Annotated in this window: 16 protein-coding genes; 2 read left to right on the top strand and 14 right to left on the bottom strand. The window is 69.8% G+C overall.

The window, feature by feature from the left end; all coding sequences use genetic code 11:
* Window positions 1-73: 73 nt before the first annotated feature.
* Window positions 74-2,299: a twin-arginine translocase subunit TatC gene (gene tatC, locus BM286_RS00670; RefSeq protein ID WP_092919444.1), complete on the bottom strand. Its 2,226-nt coding sequence runs from the start codon at window positions 2,297-2,299 to the stop codon at window positions 74-76.
* Window positions 2,300-2,453: 154 nt separating this feature from the next.
* Here tatC and BM286_RS00675 point away from each other — a divergent pair, with 154 nt between their 5' ends.
* Complete coding sequence (locus BM286_RS00675) at window positions 2,454-3,653, top strand: twin-arginine translocase subunit TatC (protein WP_092919446.1); 1,200 nt, start codon at window positions 2,454-2,456, stop codon at window positions 3,651-3,653.
* Window positions 3,654-4,072: 419 nt separating this feature from the next.
* Window positions 4,073-4,228, top strand: coding sequence for a hypothetical protein (locus BM286_RS15375; protein WP_167603283.1), 156 nt, complete (start codon window positions 4,073-4,075; stop codon window positions 4,226-4,228).
* Window positions 4,229-4,270: 42 nt separating this feature from the next.
* On the opposite strand, the gene BM286_RS00680 is transcribed toward BM286_RS15375, so the two are convergent.
* The 13 genes from BM286_RS00680 to radA form a co-directional block, all read right to left on the bottom strand.
* Window positions 4,271-4,630, bottom strand: a complete 360-nt coding sequence (locus BM286_RS00680) for a DUF1648 domain-containing protein (protein ID WP_158293708.1) — start codon at window positions 4,628-4,630, stop codon at window positions 4,271-4,273.
* 108 nt (window positions 4,631-4,738) lie between these two features.
* Complete coding sequence (gene argF, locus BM286_RS00685) at window positions 4,739-5,638, bottom strand: ornithine carbamoyltransferase (protein ID WP_092919450.1); 900 nt, start codon at window positions 5,636-5,638, stop codon at window positions 4,739-4,741.
* A gap of 69 nt (window positions 5,639-5,707) precedes the next feature.
* Complete coding sequence (locus BM286_RS00690; RefSeq protein WP_092919452.1) at window positions 5,708-6,883, bottom strand: [LysW]-lysine hydrolase; 1,176 nt, start codon at window positions 6,881-6,883, stop codon at window positions 5,708-5,710.
* Window positions 6,883-8,010 (bottom strand): aspartate aminotransferase family protein, encoded by a 1,128-nt coding sequence (locus BM286_RS00695; RefSeq protein WP_092919454.1) that lies wholly within the window; start codon window positions 8,008-8,010, stop codon window positions 6,883-6,885. The genes BM286_RS00690 and BM286_RS00695 overlap by 1 nt, the downstream gene beginning before the upstream one ends.
* Window positions 8,007-8,933, bottom strand: a complete 927-nt coding sequence (locus BM286_RS00700; protein WP_092919457.1) for an acetylglutamate/acetylaminoadipate kinase — start codon at window positions 8,931-8,933, stop codon at window positions 8,007-8,009. The genes BM286_RS00695 and BM286_RS00700 overlap by 4 nt, the downstream gene beginning before the upstream one ends.
* Window positions 8,930-10,006, bottom strand: coding sequence for an N-acetyl-gamma-glutamyl-phosphate reductase (gene argC, locus BM286_RS00705; protein ID WP_092919459.1), 1,077 nt, complete (start codon window positions 10,004-10,006; stop codon window positions 8,930-8,932). The genes BM286_RS00700 and argC overlap by 4 nt, the downstream gene beginning before the upstream one ends.
* Window positions 10,003-10,986, bottom strand: coding sequence for a RimK family alpha-L-glutamate ligase (locus BM286_RS00710; protein WP_092919461.1), 984 nt, complete (start codon window positions 10,984-10,986; stop codon window positions 10,003-10,005). Before BM286_RS00710 ends, argC begins: the two co-directional genes overlap by 4 nt.
* Before the next feature lie 78 nt (window positions 10,987-11,064).
* Window positions 11,065-11,253, bottom strand: a complete 189-nt coding sequence (gene lysW, locus BM286_RS00715; protein WP_049932116.1) for a lysine biosynthesis protein LysW — start codon at window positions 11,251-11,253, stop codon at window positions 11,065-11,067.
* A 250-nt stretch (window positions 11,254-11,503) separates the two neighbouring features.
* The gene (gene argH / locus BM286_RS00720; protein WP_092919463.1) at window positions 11,504-13,036 is read right to left on the bottom strand and encodes an argininosuccinate lyase; all 1,533 of its coding nucleotides are present in this window, start codon (window positions 13,034-13,036) and stop codon (window positions 11,504-11,506) included.
* Window positions 13,037-14,266 carry an argininosuccinate synthase gene (locus tag BM286_RS00725; RefSeq protein ID WP_092919465.1) on the bottom strand — a complete coding sequence of 410 codons (1,230 nt, stop codon included), beginning with the start codon at window positions 14,264-14,266 and terminating at the stop codon, window positions 13,037-13,039.
* Window positions 14,267-15,060: 794 nt separating this feature from the next.
* A complete protein-coding gene (gene hemL, locus BM286_RS00730; protein WP_092919467.1) occupies window positions 15,061-16,398 on the bottom strand; it encodes a glutamate-1-semialdehyde 2,1-aminomutase in 1,338 nt (445 codons plus the stop codon).
* Between the two features lie 120 nt (window positions 16,399-16,518).
* Window positions 16,519-18,195, bottom strand: a complete 1,677-nt coding sequence (locus tag BM286_RS00735; protein ID WP_092920466.1) for an ammonium transporter — start codon at window positions 18,193-18,195, stop codon at window positions 16,519-16,521.
* Between the two features lie 546 nt (window positions 18,196-18,741).
* Complete coding sequence (gene radA, locus BM286_RS00740; protein ID WP_017343617.1) at window positions 18,742-19,773, bottom strand: DNA repair and recombination protein RadA; 1,032 nt, start codon at window positions 19,771-19,773, stop codon at window positions 18,742-18,744.
* Between the last annotated feature and the right edge of the window lie 158 nt (window positions 19,774-19,931).

The following is a 19,931-nucleotide window of genomic DNA, read 5'->3' on the forward strand; positions in this document are numbered from 1 at the left end:
ACCCGTCGGTCTCGGGGGTGACATTCGGGAAACCGCGCTGTTGCCGCGGAGCGGGAACCGCGCGCCGGACGGCTCAGCGCCCGACGAACTCCGCGGGCGGCGAGAGGTCGCGCCGGCCCCCGAATGTGACGAGGAAGAGGACGCCGACGCCGACGCCGTACGCGGTCATCAGCGGGACCGTCGCGAGGAGCATCGTGATCACGTCGGCGGGGGTGAACACGGCCGCGACGAGCATGATCCCGATCGTCACCTCGCGCCAGCGCTCCCGGAACACGCGGTACGGGACGCCGGCGTTGTTCAACAGGACCATCGCGATCGGGACGTCCGCGAGGAAGCCGATCCCGATCGTCGTGTAGATGACGAGCCAGAGGAAGTCGCTCACCCGATAGGTGATGATCATGTCCGCGAGGCGCGCGTCGGTGACGAGCCACCCGATGAGCCCCGGCGCGATGTACGCGTAGCCGAGCGCGAAGCCGCCGATCATGCCGGCGCCGAGCGCGCCCGCCCACAGGTACACCTGGTAGATCCGCCCGGCGACGAAGCCGCGCTCGCGGAGCGCGGGCCACGCGTAGTAGAGGACCACGGGGAACGCCGCGAGGATCCCGAGCATCACCGAGAACTTCACCATGAAGATCAGCGCCTCGACCGGGTGGAGCGTGATGATGTTGATCCCGCCCTCTATCTCCGCCGGCACGCGCCGTTCGAGGTCGCCGCGAACCGTTCCGAGTCCGCCGAGGTACAGCCACGTGAACGCGGCCGCCATCACGACCCCGAAGACGGCGACGATCCGGAACGACCGCGTGCGCAGCGAGTCGAAGATGAACTTGAGGTCCTTGTAGTAGCCGCCGATGTCGTCTTCGGCCGCCTCCTCGTTACCGTCCGTGAGCTCCGCGAGGAACGTCGAACTCGCGCGCGAGGTCCGGTTCTGGACGGTGCCGACCAGCCCGTCCTCGCCGGCGTCGCCCGCCCCGCCCGCGCTCGCGGCGGAGTCGTCCGCGTCGCCCTCCGCCCCGTCCCCGTCGCCGCCCTCGTTCACCTCGTCGAAGCGGTCGAGGATCGCCTGCGCCTTCTCCGCGTCGTCGTCGTCTATCGCGGCCTGCGCGAGCGCGAGCGACTCCTCCTCGTCCATCTCCGCGAACGCGTCCGCGGGGGCCGCCCGCACGCCCGCGGCGTCGAGTTCGCTCACGTCGACGGCTGTCGGGTCGCCGTACCGGTGACCCGCGCTCGCGGTGTCGAGGTCGGTGTACACCGCCCACAGCGTCGCGACGGCGGTGAACGCGAGCGCCCACGCGACGACGTAGATCCCCAGCGTCGTCGCGGGGTCGAGGCCGAACCCCTCGCCCGGCGCGAGGAACCGCCGGTCGCTCCCAGCGAGCCGCAGGAGGTCGTTGAGCGCGGTTCGGCCGCCGTACTCGTAGAATCCGTACACGAGCGCGCCGCCGAGGACCGTCGCGCCGACGACGACGTTCCAGTGGTTCCGGACGGCCCCGAGCACGTCGATCCGGTCGGCGCTCCGGTTGGCCGTGACGACGAGCTTCGCGAGGTAGAGGCTGAAGCCGTACAGCGCGACCAGCGGGAACGCCCACAGCAGCTGGGTGAACGGGTCCGGCGGAGAGAAGACGGCGCCGAACACGAAGATGAGGACGACCGCGTGGCGCCACTTGTCACGGAACGTCTCGTACGGGACGATCTCGGCGTACGAGAGGCCGGTGATCACCATCGGCATCTGCCCGGCGAGCCCGAAGGAAAGCGAGAGGAACACGATGAACTCCGTCCACATCACGATCCCGTAGGTGGGCTGGATGTCGGCCTCCAGGCCGAACTCCGCGAGGAAGCCGAACATCAGCGGGAAGAAGGCCAACACGCCGTAGGCGACCCCGGCGGAGAAGAGGCCGGCGGCGAGCAGCCCGAGCAGCGCGAGCTTCCACCGAGCGATCGGGGATCGCGGCCACATACCGCGACGCCGCAGCTCGTCGCGAGTGACGTAGATCAGCGGCGGAATCGCGGCGACCGCACCCACGATCAGTCCGATCTTCGCCTGGAGGAGGATCACCTCGAACGGCGTCGTCGCGATGATGTCCGCCTCCGCGGCGACCGCCGCGCTCATGCTCGATTCGGTGACTTCCCGGAGCCGGTCCCAGATGTACACGCGGAGCGCCCAGAACGTCGCGAGGAAACTGATCAGGAAGACGACGAACACCTTCTGGAGATCCTTCTGGATCGATCGAAGGAACGCCTTCGCCGTCTCGCGGCCCTCCGCGATCGACTGCTGGGTGTCCTCGTCGAGGGCGCTCGCCATACGGAGGGCGAAGGCCGTCGCCGTTATCAACCTTTTCGACCGCGGACGACTCCGCCGTCGACGCGCTCGGACGGTCGGGGAGGGGGCCGATCGACCCCGCGCGGCGCCGCTATCCGAAAAGGTTGATAACCGCCCGGTCGCGTAGGGAAACTGAATGGACGACTCGGACCGGTCGCGCGACGACGACTCGGCCGCCGCTGACGGGTCGACCGACGAGGCCGAACCCGAAAGCGACGGCGCCGTCGACGAGGGGTCCGAGGCCGACGAATCCGCCGACTCGGAGGCGTCCGAGGCGGTCGAGTCCGAGGTGACCGCCGAGGTCGAACCCGAGGTGGGGTCGGCCGGAAGCGACGCGGACGGGCCCGGCGACGAGCGGCCGGACGCGCTCTCGGGCCCGGACGAGGTGGTCGAGGCCGAGGACGCCGGTCGGTCGGACGCCCTCGACGACGGGAGCGAACGCAACGAGGAGTCTCCCGACGGCGCCGCGACGGAAGGCGACTCCGTGACGGCGGACGACGGCGCGACCGCGGATACCGAGGCCGCCGGCGACGGCGGCACTCCGGCTACGACCCCGGACGCCGCGACCGCCGACGCCCCGACGGCGGTCGACGACGATCCGTTCGAGGGTATCGAGGGGCCGGAGACGGACGAGGAGATGCCGCTGGCGGCCCACATCGAGGAGATGATGCGCCGGCTCGCGGTCGTCTTCCTCATCGGCGGCCTGGCCACGCTCGTCGTCATCACCGAGTCGACGGAGCTCATCAACTACTTCTGGAGCTACCACATCCCGGCGCCGATGGAGAACCGCCCGCGGCTGTACGGCCCGCTCGAACTCCCGCTCACCCAACTGAAGGTGGCCGGACTCGCTGGCGTCGTGGTGGGGCTCCCGGCGTTCGTCTACCAGACGTACCGGTTCATGCGACCGGGGCTCTACGAGACGGAGCGGCGCTACTACCTCGCGGCGGTCCCGACCAGCCTGATCCTCGGCGGGGTCGGGATCGCGTTCGCGCACTTCCTCGTGTTGCCCGCGATCTTCTCGTATTTCACCACCTACACCTCCGACGCGGCGACGATCGCCTTCGGCCTCGCGGAGACGTTCAACCTGATCGTCATCATGCTCGCGTTCATGGCGATCGTCTTCCAGATCCCGCTGTTCATCATGCTCGCGATCATGATGAACCTCGTCACGCGGCAGTGGCTGGAGGCGAAACGGCTGATCTTCTGGGGGACGTTCCTCGGGATCGCCTTCCTGTTCAGTCCCGACCCGACCGGGATGGCGCCGATCATCGTGACGCTGACGATGATCGCGCTCTTCGAGGGAACGCTCGCGATACTGCGCTGGACCGGGAACTAGACCCGGTCCCCGTCGGTCGTTTGTAACTAGTCACCCGCGAATCTCCGACGATCTCCGCCAACGCCCCAGCCGCTCGCTCATAAACCGCTAACAACAGATCGACGGTGATCGCCCCCAAAGCCCCAGCCGTGAGGCGCTACGCGGCACGGGCAACCGGCGGCGGAGCCGCCGGTGACTGCCCCTTTGCGTCCCGCCCCGCACCGCTCAGCACCGCAGCCTCACGCCTCCCCAGCCTCGTCGCTGGCACCCTCCGCTTCGCTCCGGGAGCCAGCGACTCCCTCGCGCGGTGCGGTTCGCGCCGCGGTGCGGCGCTCACCGGCACGCGCCACCACTTCGGCGGTTTATAAGGGAGTGTGGCAAGTGATACTCCTCACGAACAGCACACACGTATTTATATTCAAACGGCAAGTCCCACCGATATGGTCCTCGGCCTGTTCCTTCCGGCGGCAATCTCGTTCGTGTTCGCCGCGGTCGCGGCGTACGTGGATGCCCTCCGCGCGCTGGAGGTCTACTTCGACCCGAACCAGGACAGCGTTTTTCTCATGGACGACCGCGACCCGCCGCGGCGCCCGTGACGCCGCGGTAGCCGTGGCCGAGATTCGTCCGGCCGCGGTCTTCTAGAACCGACCCGATCGGACCGCGTACGCCACCAGTAGGCCGGCCAACGCGAGGATCGGGAGGACCGCGCGCCCCACGTCGAACCGGTACCCGAGGTTCCAGACGAGCACCGTCGCCTGGACCCAGGCGAACGTGACGCCGAGGAAGAGCACGGAGAGGGTCGTCCCGCCCGGCGTGCTGGTGGCCGAATCCGGTGCGATCCGGACGAAGGCGACGCTCGCGGCGCCGAACGCGAACAGTCCGACCGTCGCCAGCGGCTTCGCCACGACCGTGTCCGGCGTCTCGCCGTTCCAGTGAATCGCCATCTCCGCCGGCAGCGACCCCCAGAGCAGGGCCGCCGCGACGAGCGGGAGGGCCATCGTTCCCACTGCGACTGCGTCTATCGACCGCGTGGAGGGCACGTTCATCGGTTCGCGGTCCGAGGGTTCGCTTCCCGACCAATTAAATCGTAGGTCCCTTGCGGTGTGTCACGCCCCGCCGAGCAGCTCGACGAGCAGCGCGTTCTGCGCGTGCATCCGGTTCTCCGCCTGGTCCCAGACGAGGGCGCGGTCGGATTCGAGCACGTCGTCCGTGATCTCCTCGCCGCGGTGCGCGGGCAGGCAGTGCATCACCTCGGCGTCGGTGCCGGCGAGCAGCTCCTGATTCACCTGGAACCCGTCGAAGGCGGCGAGTTTCTCCTCGCGCTGGTCCTCCTGCCCCATCGAGATCCATACGTCGGTGTAGACGACGTCGGCGCCCTCGACCGCGGCCTCCGGGTCCGTGGTGGGGGCCACGTCCAGCCCGAATTCGGCGGCGCGGTCGAAGACGGATTGGTTCATTCCGTAGTCGGCCGGCGTGGCGACCTCGACGTCGATACCGGCCATCGCCGCGCCGACGACGAACGACTGGCCGACGTTGTTGCCGTCGCCCACCCACGCCACCGTCGCGTCCTCCCCGACCGTCTCGCGGATCGTGAGCAGGTCGGCGAGCGTCTGACAGGGATGCGCCTCGTCGGTGAGCCCGTTGATAACGGGGCAGTCGGCGTACTCGGCGAGGACCTCGACGTCCGCGTGGTCGAACAGGCGCGCCATCACGCCGTCCACGTACCGGCCGAGGACGCGCGCGGTGTCGCGCAGCGGCTCGCCGTGCCCGAGCTGGATGTCGTCGGGCCCGAGGAACATCGCGTGGCCGCCCAGCCGCGTCATCCCCGTCTCGAAGGAGACGCGGGTGCGCGTCGAGGGCTTCTCGAAGATCATCCCGAGCGTCGCGTCTGCCAGTCGGGGGTCCGTCTCGCCCGCCTTCATCGCGGCGGCGCGGTCGAGCAGGGCGTCCAGTTCGGCGGGCGTCACGTCGTCGATGTCGAGGAAGTCGTCGGTGGCGAGTGGCATCGTGTGTGGTGTGAGTGTGTGTCGTGGTGTCGTTCGAAAACGAGCGTTGACGAGGGGTGACGAGGCGCGTTAGGGTCGCTCGCGGCAGACGTCGGTCAGCACGCGCACGGCGCGGTCGAGGTCCGGCAGCGGCAGCCGCTCGTCGGGCGCGTGGTCGAGATCGGAGTTTCCGGGGCCGTAGGTGACCATCGGGCAGTCCCACGCGGCCGCGAAGAGGTTCATGTCGCTCGTGCCGGTCTTCCGGAGCAGGCGCACGTCACCGCCGGCGGACCGGATCGCGACGCGGAACGCCCGCGCGAGGTCGGTCCGCGGGCTCTCCATCACCGGCGGCATCGGCTCGCCCCACTGGACCGAGCCGGTCGACAGCTCCGCCTCCGCCAGCTCGTGGACCTCGTCGACCGGGCGCGACGGCGGGATCCGGAGCTGGACGTCCATCGTCGCCTCCACGGCGAGGCCGTCGTCGCTCAGCCCGCCGTCGACCGAGATGGGCTTCGTCGTCACCTGGTCGAAGACGGCGGTCTCCGGGTCCTCCGGCGTGAACGCCGCCTCGACGCCGTGCCACCAGTCGATCGCGTGCTGGATCGCGTTCGGCTCCGGCCGCGAGGAGTGGCCCGACTCGCTGGTGTTGACGTAGGTCCCCTCCAGCAGGCCGCGGTAGCCGAGGGTGATCCCCCGCCAGCCCGACGGCTCGCCGTTGATAACGGCCTCGGGCGCGTCGCGGTCGTCAATGAGGGCGCGCGCGCCGCCGGAGTCGACCTCCTCGCGGACGACGCCCGCGAACGAGACGCCCGTCTTCACCGCCGCGACCGCCATCGCGACCAGCGGGCCCGTCGCGTCGACCGCCCCGCGACCCCACAGCACCGGGTCGCCGGGCTCGCCGACGCGGACGTCCGAGGGATCGGGCAGTTCGCCCTCGGGCGGCGCCGGCCGCACCTCGACGGGGATATCGCCGGGAACGGTGTCGACGTGGGAGGTGAGGAGGACGGCGTCGTCCGCCGGCGCGCGGACGTTCCCGACCGCGTCGATCCACGCCTCGCGGCCGTTGGCCTCGAAGAAGTCGACGAGCCGCTCGGCCGCCCGCTCCTCCTCGCCGGACGGCGAGGGGATCGAGACCATGTCGTACAGCAGCTTCCGGGCTGGCGTGTCGCAGGCCGCGGGGTAGCCGCCGCCGGCGACGACGTCGGTGGCGTCGCCGGACGAGGACCCTTCGTCCCCGGCGAGGTCCCGCTCCTGTCCGGTCGCCATCACCCGATCACCTCCGCGATCGCGTCCACGACGGCGTCGGCGTGCTCCCGCTCGATCGTCAGGGGGGGAAGCAGCCGCAGCACGGTTCGGCCCGCCGGCAGCGCGAGGATCCGGTGATCGATGGCGAGGTCGCGAAGCAGGCGGTTCGACCCGCGGCGCACCTCGACGCCGATCATTAGGCCGTCGCCGCGCACGTCGCGCACGTCGTCGCCGAGGCGGTCGCGGAGTTCGCCGCGGAGGTACTCCCCCATCTCCTCGGCGTGCGCGGGCAGGCCCTCGCGCTCGATCACGTCGAGGGTGGCGCCCGCGGCCGCCGAGACGACCGGCCCGCCGGAGAACGTCGAGCCGTGGTCGCCGGCGTCCGCGGCGATCCAGTCGCGGCACAGCGTCGCGCCGATCGGGAGCCCGCTGCCGAGCCCCTTCGCGGTCGTGAGGATGTCCGGGACCACGTCGTGCTTCTCCGCCGCCCACATCGACCCGGTGCGACCGAGCCCGGTCTGGATCTCGTCGAGGATCATCGCCGCGCCCGACGTGGCGGTCGCGACCCGGACGGCCCGGAGGTACTCGGTCGAGGCGGGGTTGATCCCGCCCTCACCCTGGAGCGGCTCCAGGATGACCGCGGCGGTCTCCTCGTCGACGGCCTCGCGCATCGCCGCCGCGTCGCCGTACTCGACGAACTCGACGCCGCCCGCCAGCGGCCCGAACCCCTCCTTGTACTTCTCCTTCCACGTCGTCGCGAGCGTCCCCATCGTCCGGCCGTGGAACCCCTGCGTGGTCGCGACGATCTTCTCGCGGCCCGTCGCGTGGCGGGCGAACTTCAGCGCGGCCTCGTTCGCCTCGGTGCCGGAGTTGCAGAGCCAGACGTTGTCGACGTCGACGGGCGCGACCTCGGCCAGCTGCTCGTACAGCGCCGTCCGCGCCGCGTGCGGGTACGACGCCTGGACGTACACCAGCTCCTCCAGCTGGCTCGTCGCGGCGTCGACGACTTCGGGGTGGCAGTGGCCGACGGGCGTACACGCGTAGCTGGCGCCGAAGTCGAGGTACTCGGTACCGTTCGTGTCGGTCACGTGGACTCCGTCGCCCGAGGCGATCTCGATCGGCTTCTCCGAGAAGACGAAGCCGCTCACGCGGTCTCACCCCCGTCGGTCTCGACCCCTTCCGGTTCATCCGCGTCCTCGGACCCGTCCCCGAGCGCCGACCGCTCGACCGTCGTTCCCTCGCCGCCGAGCGCGGCGACGACCGGGTCGCGGACGTTGGCGTCCGCGATCACGACGCGGCCGGACCCGCCTTCGAGCGCCTCCTTGGCGGCCATCACCTTCTTGCCCATGAACCCCTCGGCGGCGTCCTCGACGGCCGCCAGCCCCTCGGGCGTCGCGGCCGCGTCGATTCGCGTCTCGGGGTCGTCCGGGTCGGCGTACACGCCCGACACGTCGGTCAGGAGGACGAGGTCGGCGCCGAGCGCGCCCGCTATCGCGGCCGCGGCGCGGTCGGCGTCCGCGTTGACGGGGGTGACCTCGCCGTCGCCCTCGTCGCCGGCCATCGGCGGCGAGACGACGGGGGTGTAACCGTCGTCGAGGAGGCCGGTCAGGAGGTCGGCGTTCACCGACTCGATCCTGCCGGAGTGGTCCCCGCGCCGGATCTTCCGCTTCCCGTCCTCGACGACGCGGACCGCCGATTTGCGCGGGCCCGCGAGGAGCCCGCCGTCGACGCCCGAGAGGCCGACCGCGTCGACCCCGGCCGAGCGGAACTCCGCCGTCAGCTCCGTGTTGAGCTTGCCCGCCATCGCCATCGCGAACGCCTCCATCGTCTCCGCGTCGGTGAAGCGGCCGGTGACGCCGGAGGCTGACTCGACGTACTCGGGCTCGATGCCGAGCCGTTCGAGCGTCTCGTCGACGACCGTCGAGCCGCCGTGGACGACGACGACGGAGCGGCCGTTGGCGGCGAGGTGGGCGACGTCGCCGACCGCGCCGGCCGGGTCGACCGCCCTCGCGCCGCCGACCTTGACGACGACGGGCGGCTCGGTCGTCGATTCGGAATCGCTCCCCGTCATGGCGATCCCACCGGGTGGAGCCCGTCGAACTCGAGGCCGGCGGTCTCGGGCAGCCCGAGCGCGACGTTCGCCGCGTGGACCGCCTGCCCGGCGGAGCCTTTGGTCATGTTGTCGATGGCGGAGAACACGACGACCCGGCGGTTGCCGGGGTCGAGCTCGAAGCCGACCTCGCCGTGGTTCGTCCCGGCGACCGACTTCGGCTCGGGGTAGCGGTAGACGCCGCCCCCGCCCGAGACGATCCGCACGAACGGCTCGTCGGCGTAGGCGTCGCGGTACGCGCCCCACAGGTCCCCCTTCGAGACCGGCTCGTCGGGGAAGACGTGGCAGGTCGCGCTCGCGCCGCGGACCATGTCGACCGCGTGGACCGTGAAGGAGACGGAGAGGCCGAGGTACGCCTCGATCTCCGCCTCGTGGCGGTGGCCGGTGGGCGCGTACGGGCGCACGACGCCCGAGCGCTCCGGGTGCGAGGAGGCCGCGCCGCCGCCGGCGCCGCCCTCCGAGGATCCCACCTTCACGTCGACGACGACCTCGCCGGTCTCGGGACCGAGCGCGCCCGCGTCCACGAGCGGCTTGAGGCCGAGGATCGTCGCGGTCGCGTTGCAGCCGCCGCCGGCGATCAGGTCGGCGCCGGGGAGGTTCTCGCGGTTCAGCTCCGGGAGCGCGTACTCGGCGCGTTCGAGGTACTCCGGCGACTCGTGGCCGTCGTACCACTCGTCGTAGGCGTCGGCCTCGGGGAGCCGGAAGTCCGCCGAGAGGTCGACGACGGTGTCCGCGGCCTCGAAGAACTCGTCGATCCGCTCCATCGAGACGCCGTGCGGCGTCGCCGCGAACAGCACGTCGACCGACGCCAGGTCGTCGGGGTCGGAGAAGCGCAGGTCGAGCCCGCGCAGGTTCGGGTGCGAGCGCCCGACGGTCATGTTGTCGGCCGACCGCGAGGTGGCCTGAACGACCTCGAAGCTCGGGTGGCCGGCGAGGATCCGCAGCAGTTCGCCGCCGGTGAAGCCGGTGCCGCCGACGACGCTCGCGGTGTGGGTCTCGTCGGTCGCGTCGCTCGACTCGGCGTCGGCGGTCACGCGTCCACCCCCGCGACCGCGCCGTCGGCCAGCTCGGCCGCCTTCGCCTCCAGCCAGTCGACGACCCGCGCGGGGACGTCGACGTCGGTGGCCGAATCGAGCGCCTTGAACTCGACGGTGTGGTTCACCTCGTGGACGGTGTAGTCGTCCGCGGTGCCCTCGGCGGGGTCGTCGTCCGGGTCGACGCCGGTCTCGGCGCCGTCGCCGTCCGGGTCGACGCCGGTCTCGGCGCCGTCGCCGTCCGGGTCGACTCCCACCTCCATCAGGTCGACGCCGAGCATGCCGCCGCCGACCGCGTCGGAGGCGCGCTCGACCAGCTCGGTCGCGCGCTCGTCGAGGTCGAACGACTTCGTCTCGCCGCCCTTCGCGGCGTTCGTGAGCCAGTGGTCCGACGAGCGCGTCATCGCCGCGACGGGCTCGCCGTCGACCGCCAGGACGCGGACGTCGCGGCCGGGCTTGTCGACGAACTCCTGGACGTAGAACACCTTGTGTTCGTAGTGGCCGAGCGTCTCCTTGTGCTCTACAATCGCCTCGGCGGCGTTGCGCGAGTCGATCTTCGCCATCAGCCGCCCCCACGAGCCGGTGACCGGCTTGAGGACGCACGGGTAGCCGAACGACTCGATCGCCTCCAGGGCGGCCTCCTTCGTGAACGCGACCTCCGTCGCCGGCGTCGGCACGTCGGCCTCCGCGAGCGCGAGCGAGTTCTTCGCCTTGTCGGCGCAGACGTCGCCCGTCTCGGGTGAGTTCACCACGGGAACGCCGTAGCTGTCGAGGAACCGGGTCGCGTACAGCGACCGGCTCGTCGACAGGCAGCGGTCGACGACCAGATCGAGGTCGTCGACGGCGGCGGTCGTCGACTCCAGTCCGAACCGCTCCTTCCGGACGTCGATCTTCTCGATCTCGTGGCCGCGGTCGCGGAGCTCGTTGAGCAGGAGCTTCTCGTCCTTCCGGATCCGGGAGTAGAGGATCCCTACGCGCACGTCGACTCCCCTCCGTTCGCGTCGGCGCTCACGCGCATGTCGACCACTCGCGTGTCGCGGCCGTGGCGGTCGTCGCCATTACTCGCCCCAGTCCTCCTCGAGCTCGGGCGCCTCCTCTAAGACGACCGGGTCGAGCGAGATGACCTCCAGCTCGGTCCCGGTGACCGGACTGTCGATGATCTCGCCGACCTCGACGTCGGCCGGGATCTCGATCTCCTCGCCCGCGATCGGGTCCTCCGCGGTCAGCGTGTCGGTGTCGCTCGTCATCGTGCCAGCAACTCGACCGTGAACGAGCATAAAGGCTTCGAACTTATTGGAAATTTTACATAAAGCGGATCGGCCGCTAACGGAAGAGAATAGGCAAAATCGAGCCGTTTCGAGATCGGATATCAGATCCCGGTAATAATTGTGTCCCCCTTACGGGGACGGTCGTCGGCGTCGATCGGGGCAACGCCGATCGGGCCGGAGTCGGTCCGCCCGGCGTCGACCGAGCGGACGACCGCCGCGCGGTCGCGGCTCAGACATAGCGATCGACCTCCGCCTCCAGCGTCTCGCTCGCGGCGGCGAGCGCGTCGCGCTCGGCCGCCAGCGCGTCCTCGTCCGTCTCGATCCCGGCCTCGGCGGCGGCGAGCGCGTCGGCGACCGCCTCGGGAGCCGGTCCCCCGGCGGAGTCGCGGCTCGCGACGCTGGCTGCCGGGTCGAGCGCCGACTCCACGTCCTCGCGGCTCACGTACGCGGAGAGGGGCTCACCCGTGACCTTTCGAGCGGCCTCGTCAACTTTTGCGGCCGCCGCGTCCGGTGAATCGCCGTCCTCGACCGCCTCCGCGGCCGCCGCGACGATCTCGTGGGCCGTCCGGAACGGCAATCCGCCCATCGCGAGCAGGTCCGCGACGCCCGTGGCCGTGGAGAACCCCTCGCCCGCGGCGGCCGTGAGCGCGGCCTCGTCCCAGTCGGCGGTCGCGACCGCGCCCGCGGCGACCTCGGTCGCCTCGCGTACGTCGCCGGCGACCTCGAAGACGCTCGCGTGAGCGCGCTGGAGGTCGCGGTTGTAGGCGCGCGGGAGCCCCTTCAGCAGGCTCAGCGTGCCGGTCGCCTCGCCGATCGCGTCGCCCGCGACGCCGCGAGTCAGCTCCAGCGTGTCGGGGTTCTTCTTCTGGGGCATGATCGAGGAGGTCGACGAGTACGCGTCGGAGAGCTCGACGAGCCCCTCCTTCGAGAATATGATCAGGTCCTCCGCGAGCCCCGACAGCGTCGTCGCGAGCGTCGCGAGCGCGCCCGCCGACTCCGCGAGGAAGTCGCGCGCGGCGGCGGCGTCCATCGAGTTGCGGACCGTCCCGTCGAACCCGAGCAGCTCGGCGGTGCGGTCGCGGTCGACGTCGAACGGCGTCCCCGCGAACGCGGCCGCGCCGAGCGGCGACCGGTTCACCCGGTCGTACGCGTCGAGCAGGCGCTCCGCGTCGCGCGCGAGCCCGCCCTCGTACGACAGCAGGTAGTGCGCGACCGTCGTCGGCTGGGCCGGCTGGAGGTGGGTGTACCCCGGCATCACCGTCTCCGCGTGCTCGCCCGCGACGTCGACGAGCGCCTCGCGGGCGGTGAGGGTCGCCTCGACCGCCGCCAGCAGGTCCTCGCGCAGGCGGTAGCGGATACACGTCGCCACCTCGTCGTTGCGCGAGCGGGCGGTGTGCATCCGGCCGCCGTCGGGGCCGATCCGGTCGATGACGGCGGTCTCGATCGCCTCGTGGACGTCCTCGCCGTCCGGAAGCGCCCCGTGGCCGGCGGCCTCGATGTCGTCGAGCGCGCCGAGGATCTCGCCAGCGACCGCCTCGTCGACGATCCCCTGCTCCGCGAGCATCACGACGTGTGCGCGGTCGACCGCGAGGTCGGCCTCGAAGATGGCCTCGTCGGCCGCGAGGCTCGACAGGAACTCGCGGGCGGGGCCGCCGCTGAAGCGGTCGCGGCGGACGGCGGTGTCGCCTCCCGCGGCTCCGCCGCTTCCGTCGCTGGCCTCGTCGGCGTCGTCCGCCGCCGCGTCGGGGTCGTCGTCCGTCATCTATTCGCTCTTATCGTCGACTCCGCTTCCGTCCGTCGCGAGTTCCGGCTTCGAGACGCTCGCCTTCACGTCGTTGGCGAGGCGCTCCTGGAGCCCGTGGTACTTCGCGACCCCCGTCGCGTCGGACTGGGCGATGCCCGCGACGTCCTCGGTGTTGAACGAGGCCATCTCCTCGGAGTAGACGGCGTACTCGGAGTCGCGCGCGACGACGCGGCAGTCGCCGCCAGACACCTTCACCGTCGCCGTGCCGGTCACCACGTCCTGCGTCTCGTCGACGAAGGCGTTCAGGGCGTCGACGACGGGCGCGAACACGAGCCCCTCGTACGCCTTCTCGGACCACTCCTGCTCGATCCCCTGCTTGAACGAGCGCTCGTTCTTGGTGAGGACGAGGTCCTCGAGCGCCTGGTGCGCGGTCAGCAGGACGGTCGCGGCCGGATGTTCGTAGTTCTCGCGCACCTTCAGCCCGAGCATGCGGTCCTCCATCACGTCGGTGCGGCCGACGCCGTAGCCGCCCGCGTACTCGTTGAGGTGCTGGATCAGCGGGACCGGGTCCATCGCCTCGCCGTCGACGGCGACCGGGACGCCCGCCTCGAACGTCACCTCGATGGTGGTCTCGCCCTCGGGCTCGGCGGTCCACTCGTAGATGTCCGCCGGCGGCTCGTAGTCGGGATCCTCCAGCTTTCCGCCCTCGACCGCGCGCGACCAGATGTTCTCGTCGATGGACCAGACGCCGCCGTCGCCGGCCTCGACGGGCAGGTCCTTCTCGGCGGCGTAGTCGATCTCCCACTCGCGGGTGAGGCCGAGCTCGCGCACGGGGGCGATCACTTCGAGGTCGGAGCCGCGCCAGACGGCCTCGAACCGGAGCTGGTCGTTCCCCTTGCCCGTACAGCCGTGAGCGATGGCGTCACAGCCCTGCTCCTCGGCGACGCCCAGAATGGCCTCTGCGATGACCGGGCGCGCGAGGGCGGTGCCGAGCGGGTAGCCCTGATAGCTGGCGTTGGCCTTCACGGCGTCGAAACAGAGGTCAGCGAACTCCGCCTTCGCGTCGACGACGTGGATGTCGAGCCCCAGCGCCTCCGCGGTCTCTTCCGCCTCGTCGAACTCCTCCGTGGGCTGGCCGACGTCGACGTTGACGCCGATGACCTCGTCGTAGCCGTACTCCTCTTTCAGCAGCGGTACGCAGACCGTGGTGTCGAGTCCACCGCTGAACGCGAGTGCAACGCTCGTCATTACCAGAGTACACCCGGTCTACACTCTTAAATTCAGCGGTTTAAATTTTGTAAGAAAGTAGCAGAGCGGTCGCTCGCGGAACGCGGAGTCGAGACTCTTCGGAACGGAACGGCGCGAACGCGACGAGAGGTGAAAGTTATCGGCCCGAGGGGCCTCGTCGTCGCGCCGCGCCGGAAGCCGGTCGCGGCGGTCGGACGTCTCGTCGCGGTCGCAGGGCTCGTCGGCCTCGGAAGAGGGCGGCGTCGAGACGAGCCGCTGCGGTCATCGCGTGTAGGTACCGATCTCCGATATAAAACTGTTCCGCTATACGTGGTCGATAACGGATCGACGGCGAACTCCTCCAAAGTCCCAGTCGCTCAGTTATAAATACTTGATAACGGATCGACGGAGAGCACCACTGAAGCCCCAGCCGCTTGCTTATAAATGGCTCATGGCGGATCGATGGAGAACGCCACCAAAGCCCCAGCTGCGAGGCCGGCGCACACTCGCTGCGCTCCTCACTCGTTCGCTCCGCTCACTCGTTCCGGTGCTTACGTCGTCTGCGCCGGCCTCGCGGCTGCCCCTTTGAGTCCCACCCCGCACAGCACCGCACGGCCTCACACCTCCCCAGCCTCGCGGTTCGCGCTCTTCGAGCGCTCACCGCGTCCCTCGCGCGGTGCTCCTCGCGGCCGCCGAGGGCGGCCGCTCGCAGGCACGCGCCACCGCACCGCTTTTATGAGTAATCGTCGCTACGACTTCATTTATTCAAAGACCGCCGCGACGACAGCAGCCTCAAATAACGGCTCTCGCCGACTTCAGATCGCTTCCCGGTACGCCTCTAAGGTCCGCTCGACGTCCGCCTCCGTATGCGCGTAGGAGGTGAACTGGCACTCGAACTGGTTCGCGGTGAGGAACACGCCGCGGTCTTTCATCTCCTGCCAGAACACGCGCTCCCAGCGGTCGGTCGCGGCCGCGGCGACGTCGGCGCCCGTCTTCGGACACGCGTCGTACCGGGCGCAGTCGGGGTCCTGCCGACAGCCGCCCGGACAGCAGGCGTCGACGTCGTCGGGCGCCTCGCGGGTGAATATCGTCTTGAACATCGAGTCGGTGCCGACGACGGTGTACTCCGGCGCGCGCTCGGCGCAGATCTCGGCGATCCCCTCGCGGAGCTGCCGCCCGAGGCGGTTGACGTGCTCGTACACGTCGTTCTCCGCGGCGTACTCCAGGGTCGCCTTTCCCGCGGCCATCGTCACCGGGTGGCCCGAGAAGGTGCCGGACTGGAACACCTCGCCCGCGGGGGTGAACCCCTCGATTATCTCGGCTTTCCCGCCGATCGCGCCGACCGGGAACCCGCCGCCGATGATCTTCCCGAACGTCGTCACGTCGGGGGTGACGCCGAACTTCGACTGCGCGCAGCCGAGACCGCCCACCCGGAACCCGGTGATCACCTCGTCGAAGATCAGGAGCGAGCCGTGGTCGTCACAGAGGTCCCGCAGCGTCTCGTGGTACCCCTCTATCGGCATGACGATCCCCTTGTTGGCGAGGATCGGCTCGACGAGGACGGCTGCGATCTCGTCGCCGTGCTCCGCGAACACCTCCTTCGCGGCCGCCTCGTCGTTGAACGGGATCGGGAGGGTGTGCTCGGCGAACGCCTCCGGGATCCCCTTCGTCGAGGGGTGCGCGTCCCCGGGCGACCCCTCGACGAGCGTCGACTCCTGCGCGCCGTGGTAGCCGCCCTGCATCACGACGATCTTGTCGCGGTCGGTGTGGCCGCGCGCCAGTCGGACCGCCGAGACGGTCGCCTCCGTGCCGGAGTTGACGAAGCGGATCGACTCCACGCTCGGGACGTGCCGGGCGACGAACTCCGCGTGCTCGACCTCCACCTCCGTGGGCGCGCCGTACATCGGCCCCGCCGCGACGTGCGACTGAACCGCGGCCTCCACCGGGTCCGGGAGGTCGTGGCCGTACAGGAGGGGCCCGTACCCCATCACCCAGTCGACGTACCGGTTCCCGTCGGCGTCGATCACGTGGCCGCCGTCGCCGCGCTCGACGAAGAACGGGTGCGGCATCGTCGCCCGGACGGATGAGTTGACGCCGCCGGGCATCACCGACAGCGCGCGGTCGTACAGCCCGCGCGAGCGCTCGTGGTTCATACCGATCGGTTGGAGCGTCGGGCTGAAAGTAGTTGCTGAACCGGGCGAACCGGTTCGGACGCTGAAAAGGGACCGCGTCGGTTCGCGCGCTACGCGCCTCCACCGTCTCCGGTCCGGCCGCTACACCGCCTCCGGCCCGGTCGCGCCCGTGCGGACCTGGAGCGCGTCCTCGACCGGCATGATGAACACCTTGCCGTCGCCGGGCTCTCCCGTCTCGGCGGCGTCGGCGATCGCCTCCGCGACCTCGTCGGCCGGGATGTCGGCGACGACGACCTCGACTTTCACCTTCTGGTGGAGGTCGACGGTGAACTCCTCGCCGCGCCACTGCCCCTTCTTTGCGGGCTGGCTGCCGCGGCCGGAGACGTTCGTCACGGTGAGCGAGGGCGCCTTGACCTCGGCGAGCGCCTGCTTGATCGCCCCGAGCTTGTCGGGGCGGACGACCGCGGTGACCATCTTGATCTCCGCGCCCGCCTCCTCGCCGCCGTCGGCGCGCGGGGACTCACTGTCGGAGTCGGTCGCGTCGACCACGGACGGACCGCCGTCGGTCGCGACGCGGTCGCCGCCGAACTCGGGGTAGGTCTCGACGCCGTGCTCGGAGATGTCGAGCCCCTCCTGTTCGTGTTCCGCGGTGACGCGCGCCTCGCCGCTCACCTTGAGGACGTACCAGACGGCGGCGGTCGCGGTGAGCGTCCACCCGCCGATGATGACGACGCCGGTCAGCTGGGCGACGAAGTGGGCACCGATGCCCGCGCTGAGCTCGCCCGGCGCGGCGACGAACGGGAAGAGCAGCGTGCCGAGCACGCCGGCGCTACCGTGGACCGGGAACACCGCACAGACGTCGTCGATCTTCAGCGTGTCCGAGACGAACTCGAAGACGAGGGGGAGCTGTCCGCCGGCGAGGAGACCGACGACCAGCGCGCCCCACCACGCCGTGGTGTCCGGGATCGCGGTGATGCCGACGAGCCCCGCGAGCAGCCCGTTTGCGACGTACAGCGTGTCGACCTTCCCGGTGCGGAGCCACACGACGGTCGCGGCGCCGATCCCGCCGGCCGCCATGGCGATCGTGGTCCCCATCGCGACGAGGTTGAGCGTCAGCGTGTTGAACACGCCGCCGCTGACCACGGACGCCGTGCCGACGTTAAACCCGTACCAGCCGAACGCGAGGACGAGCGTCCCGAGGACGGCGAACGTCAGCGAGTGGCCGGGGATGACGTTCGTCGACCCGTCGTCCGCGTAGCGGTCCATCCGCGGGCCGAGGACGGCCGCGGCGGTGAGGCCCGCGATACCGCCCATGCCGTGGACGATCATGCCGCCGGCGAAGTCGTGGAACGCGGTCCCGGTCAGCTGGGCGACGAGCCCGTCACCGGAGGCCGACCACGTGAACGCGATGACCATCGGGTAGATGACCGCGGCGAGCAGGAACGTGTAGGTGACGTACGCGCGGAGCTTCGCGCGACCGGCGACCGCCCCGGAGACGATCGTCGCGGCGGTCATCGCGAACACCGCGCCGTAGAGCCAGTTGACGTACGGACCGATGACCCCCTCCTCGACGGCGAGTTCGCCGCCGGAGAACAACGAGCCCGCCGCGGAGGCGATCCCGGGCGACCCGTTCACGAGGCTCGTGAACGCCGTGCCGATCAGGAAGAACACCGTCACGCCGATACTCCACGTGAGGAGGTTCTTCGTCAGCTGGTTGGCGACGTTCTTCGAGCGAACCTGCCCGGCTTCAAGCATCGCGAAGCCGGCGTGCATGAAGAAGATGAGGAACGTCACGACCAGGATCCACGTCCCGTTCATCGCGGACGTGAACGTGCTCGGGTCGATCGTGGCGAGTACGCCGCCCGTCACGTTTCGACCACCCCTACTGAACGCTCGTCTAATTCAAACTGCGCTTCTCTTGTGTTCATGTGCTGAATCACGTTTCCACTCGGGGGAACGGCTATACATAAACGTTAGAGTTGAGTTTCACAAGAAAACAGCTTGATAATACGGTGAGCGTTCGATATAATGACGTGACCATGGTGTATAAGGACGTTTCCTCGGAGATTTCGCGGCAATTGCTGCGCTCGAAACCAACGAATGTTGTGTATGATTTCTGTCTATTTCGGCGTGATCCGCGGTCAAAACCCTTCTCACGACCGTGCGCGGCGGCTTTTGGCGAGTATTGCCAGCCTCCCGTCTCGCGATACGACTCTATACGGCCCGACGCCCGTGATTTCGGGAGTTTCTGGCCGTCTCGGTAGAAATTGACGTTCGTCAACCAGTTTCGCGATCAGCTGTTCGTCTCGGTTAGTCGCCGGCAGCGCCGCGCCGCCAATGTCGACTGAGACCGCCGAAAATCACTTACTCCGGCTTCAGCCCCTCGTTCTGGACGCGCATCACGGCCTCGCCGTCGGCGAGGTTCGGCGCGTCGACGAGCCGGACGATCCGCTTGTCGCCCTTCGACTTCCGGAGGTAGATCCGGAACGTGGAGGCGTGCCCGAGGATGTTGCCGCCGATCGCCTGCGTCGGGTCGCCGAAGTAGGAGTCCGGGTTCGACGCCACCTGGTTGGTGACGAGGATGGCGGTGTTGTACAGGTCGCCGAGCCGCATCAGGTCGTGGAGGTGTTTGTTGAGCTTCTGCTGTCGCTCGGCGAGCTCGCCGCGGCCCACGTACTCCGCGCGGAAGTGCGCGGTGAGCGAGTCGACGCAGACGATCCGGATCGGCCACTCCGTCTCCTCGTGTTCGCCGGCCAGCTCCTTCGCCTTCTCGGCGAGGAGGATCTGGTGGTTGGAGTTGAACGCCTTCGCGACGTGGATCTGGTCCAAGAACGCGTCGACCAGGTCTTCTAAGGCCGCCTCGTCGTTCGGGGTGCCCTCGATCTCGCGGCGCTCCATCTCGTCGGCGAGGATCTCGTCGTCGAGCCCGCGGACCATGTCGTCGATCCGCTCCGGGCGGAACGTGTCCTCGGAGTCGACGAAGATGCAGCCGCCCTCCAGCCCGCCGTTCTCCTTCGAGAGCTGGACGTTGACGGCCATCTGGTGGGTGACCTGCGACTTGCCGGAGCCGAACTCGCCGTACACCTCGGTGATCGACTGGGTCTCGATGCCGCCGCCGAGCAGGTCGTCGACCTCGTCGATCTGCCAGGAGAGCTTGCCGATCTCCTGGCGGCGTTCGAGGACGGTCGCGCCCGTCTCGAAGCCGCCGACGTCGGCGGCCTCGCGGGCGGCGTTGATGATGTCGCTGGCGGACGACTCGCCGATGTCGGCGGTGTTGGACATCTCGCCGGGGCTCGCGACGGCGATCGACTGGTAGCTCTCGAATCCGTTGTCAACGAGCTTGTCCGCGGTCGCCGGGCCGACGCCGGGGAGGTCCTCGAGTTCGTCTTCAGGCATGTACACGACCCTTGTTCGCCATCGGGTATAAAGGCTGGTTTACACCCTAGTGAAAGTGAAACGCACGCGGCGCCGGCGCTCGGTCGCGGCTCGCTATCCCTCGAACGGGCTCGCCGGAACGGGCGCTCGGACCGACCGGTGAAACTGGTCGGCGAGCG

Origin of the sequence: Halorubrum sodomense (assembly GCF_900111935.1) — an archaeon.
GTDB lineage: Archaea > Halobacteriota > Halobacteria > Halobacteriales > Haloferacaceae > Halorubrum > Halorubrum sodomense.

What these genes read in the sequence shown, in the direction of transcription:
- tatC (WP_092919444.1), bottom strand. Translation starts at nt 2,299, where the DNA reads ATGGCGAGCGCCCTCGACGAGGACACCCAGCAGTCGATCGCGGAGGGC.
- BM286_RS00675 (WP_092919446.1), top strand. Translation starts at nt 2,454, where the DNA reads ATGGACGACTCGGACCGGTCGCGCGACGACGACTCGGCCGCCGCTGAC.
- BM286_RS15375 (WP_167603283.1), top strand. Translation starts at nt 4,073, where the DNA reads ATGGTCCTCGGCCTGTTCCTTCCGGCGGCAATCTCGTTCGTGTTCGCC.
- BM286_RS00680 (WP_158293708.1), bottom strand. Translation starts at nt 4,630, where the DNA reads ATGGCCCTCCCGCTCGTCGCGGCGGCCCTGCTCTGGGGGTCGCTGCCG.
- argF (WP_092919450.1), bottom strand. Translation starts at nt 5,638, where the DNA reads ATGCCACTCGCCACCGACGACTTCCTCGACATCGACGACGTGACGCCC.
- BM286_RS00690 (WP_092919452.1), bottom strand. Translation starts at nt 6,883, where the DNA reads ATGGCGACCGGACAGGAGCGGGACCTCGCCGGGGACGAAGGGTCCTCG.
- BM286_RS00700 (WP_092919457.1), bottom strand. Translation starts at nt 8,933, where the DNA reads ATGACGGGGAGCGATTCCGAATCGACGACCGAGCCGCCCGTCGTCGTC.
- lysW (WP_049932116.1), bottom strand. Translation starts at nt 11,253, where the DNA reads ATGACGAGCGACACCGACACGCTGACCGCGGAGGACCCGATCGCGGGC.
- argH (WP_092919463.1), bottom strand. Translation starts at nt 13,036, where the DNA reads ATGACGGACGACGACCCCGACGCGGCGGCGGACGACGCCGACGAGGCC.
- BM286_RS00725 (WP_092919465.1), bottom strand. Translation starts at nt 14,266, where the DNA reads ATGACGAGCGTTGCACTCGCGTTCAGCGGTGGACTCGACACCACGGTC.
- hemL (WP_092919467.1), bottom strand. Translation starts at nt 16,398, where the DNA reads ATGAACCACGAGCGCTCGCGCGGGCTGTACGACCGCGCGCTGTCGGTG.
- BM286_RS00735 (WP_092920466.1), bottom strand. Translation starts at nt 18,195, where the DNA reads ATGAACGGGACGTGGATCCTGGTCGTGACGTTCCTCATCTTCTTCATG.
- radA (WP_017343617.1), bottom strand. Translation starts at nt 19,773, where the DNA reads ATGCCTGAAGACGAACTCGAGGACCTCCCCGGCGTCGGCCCGGCGACC.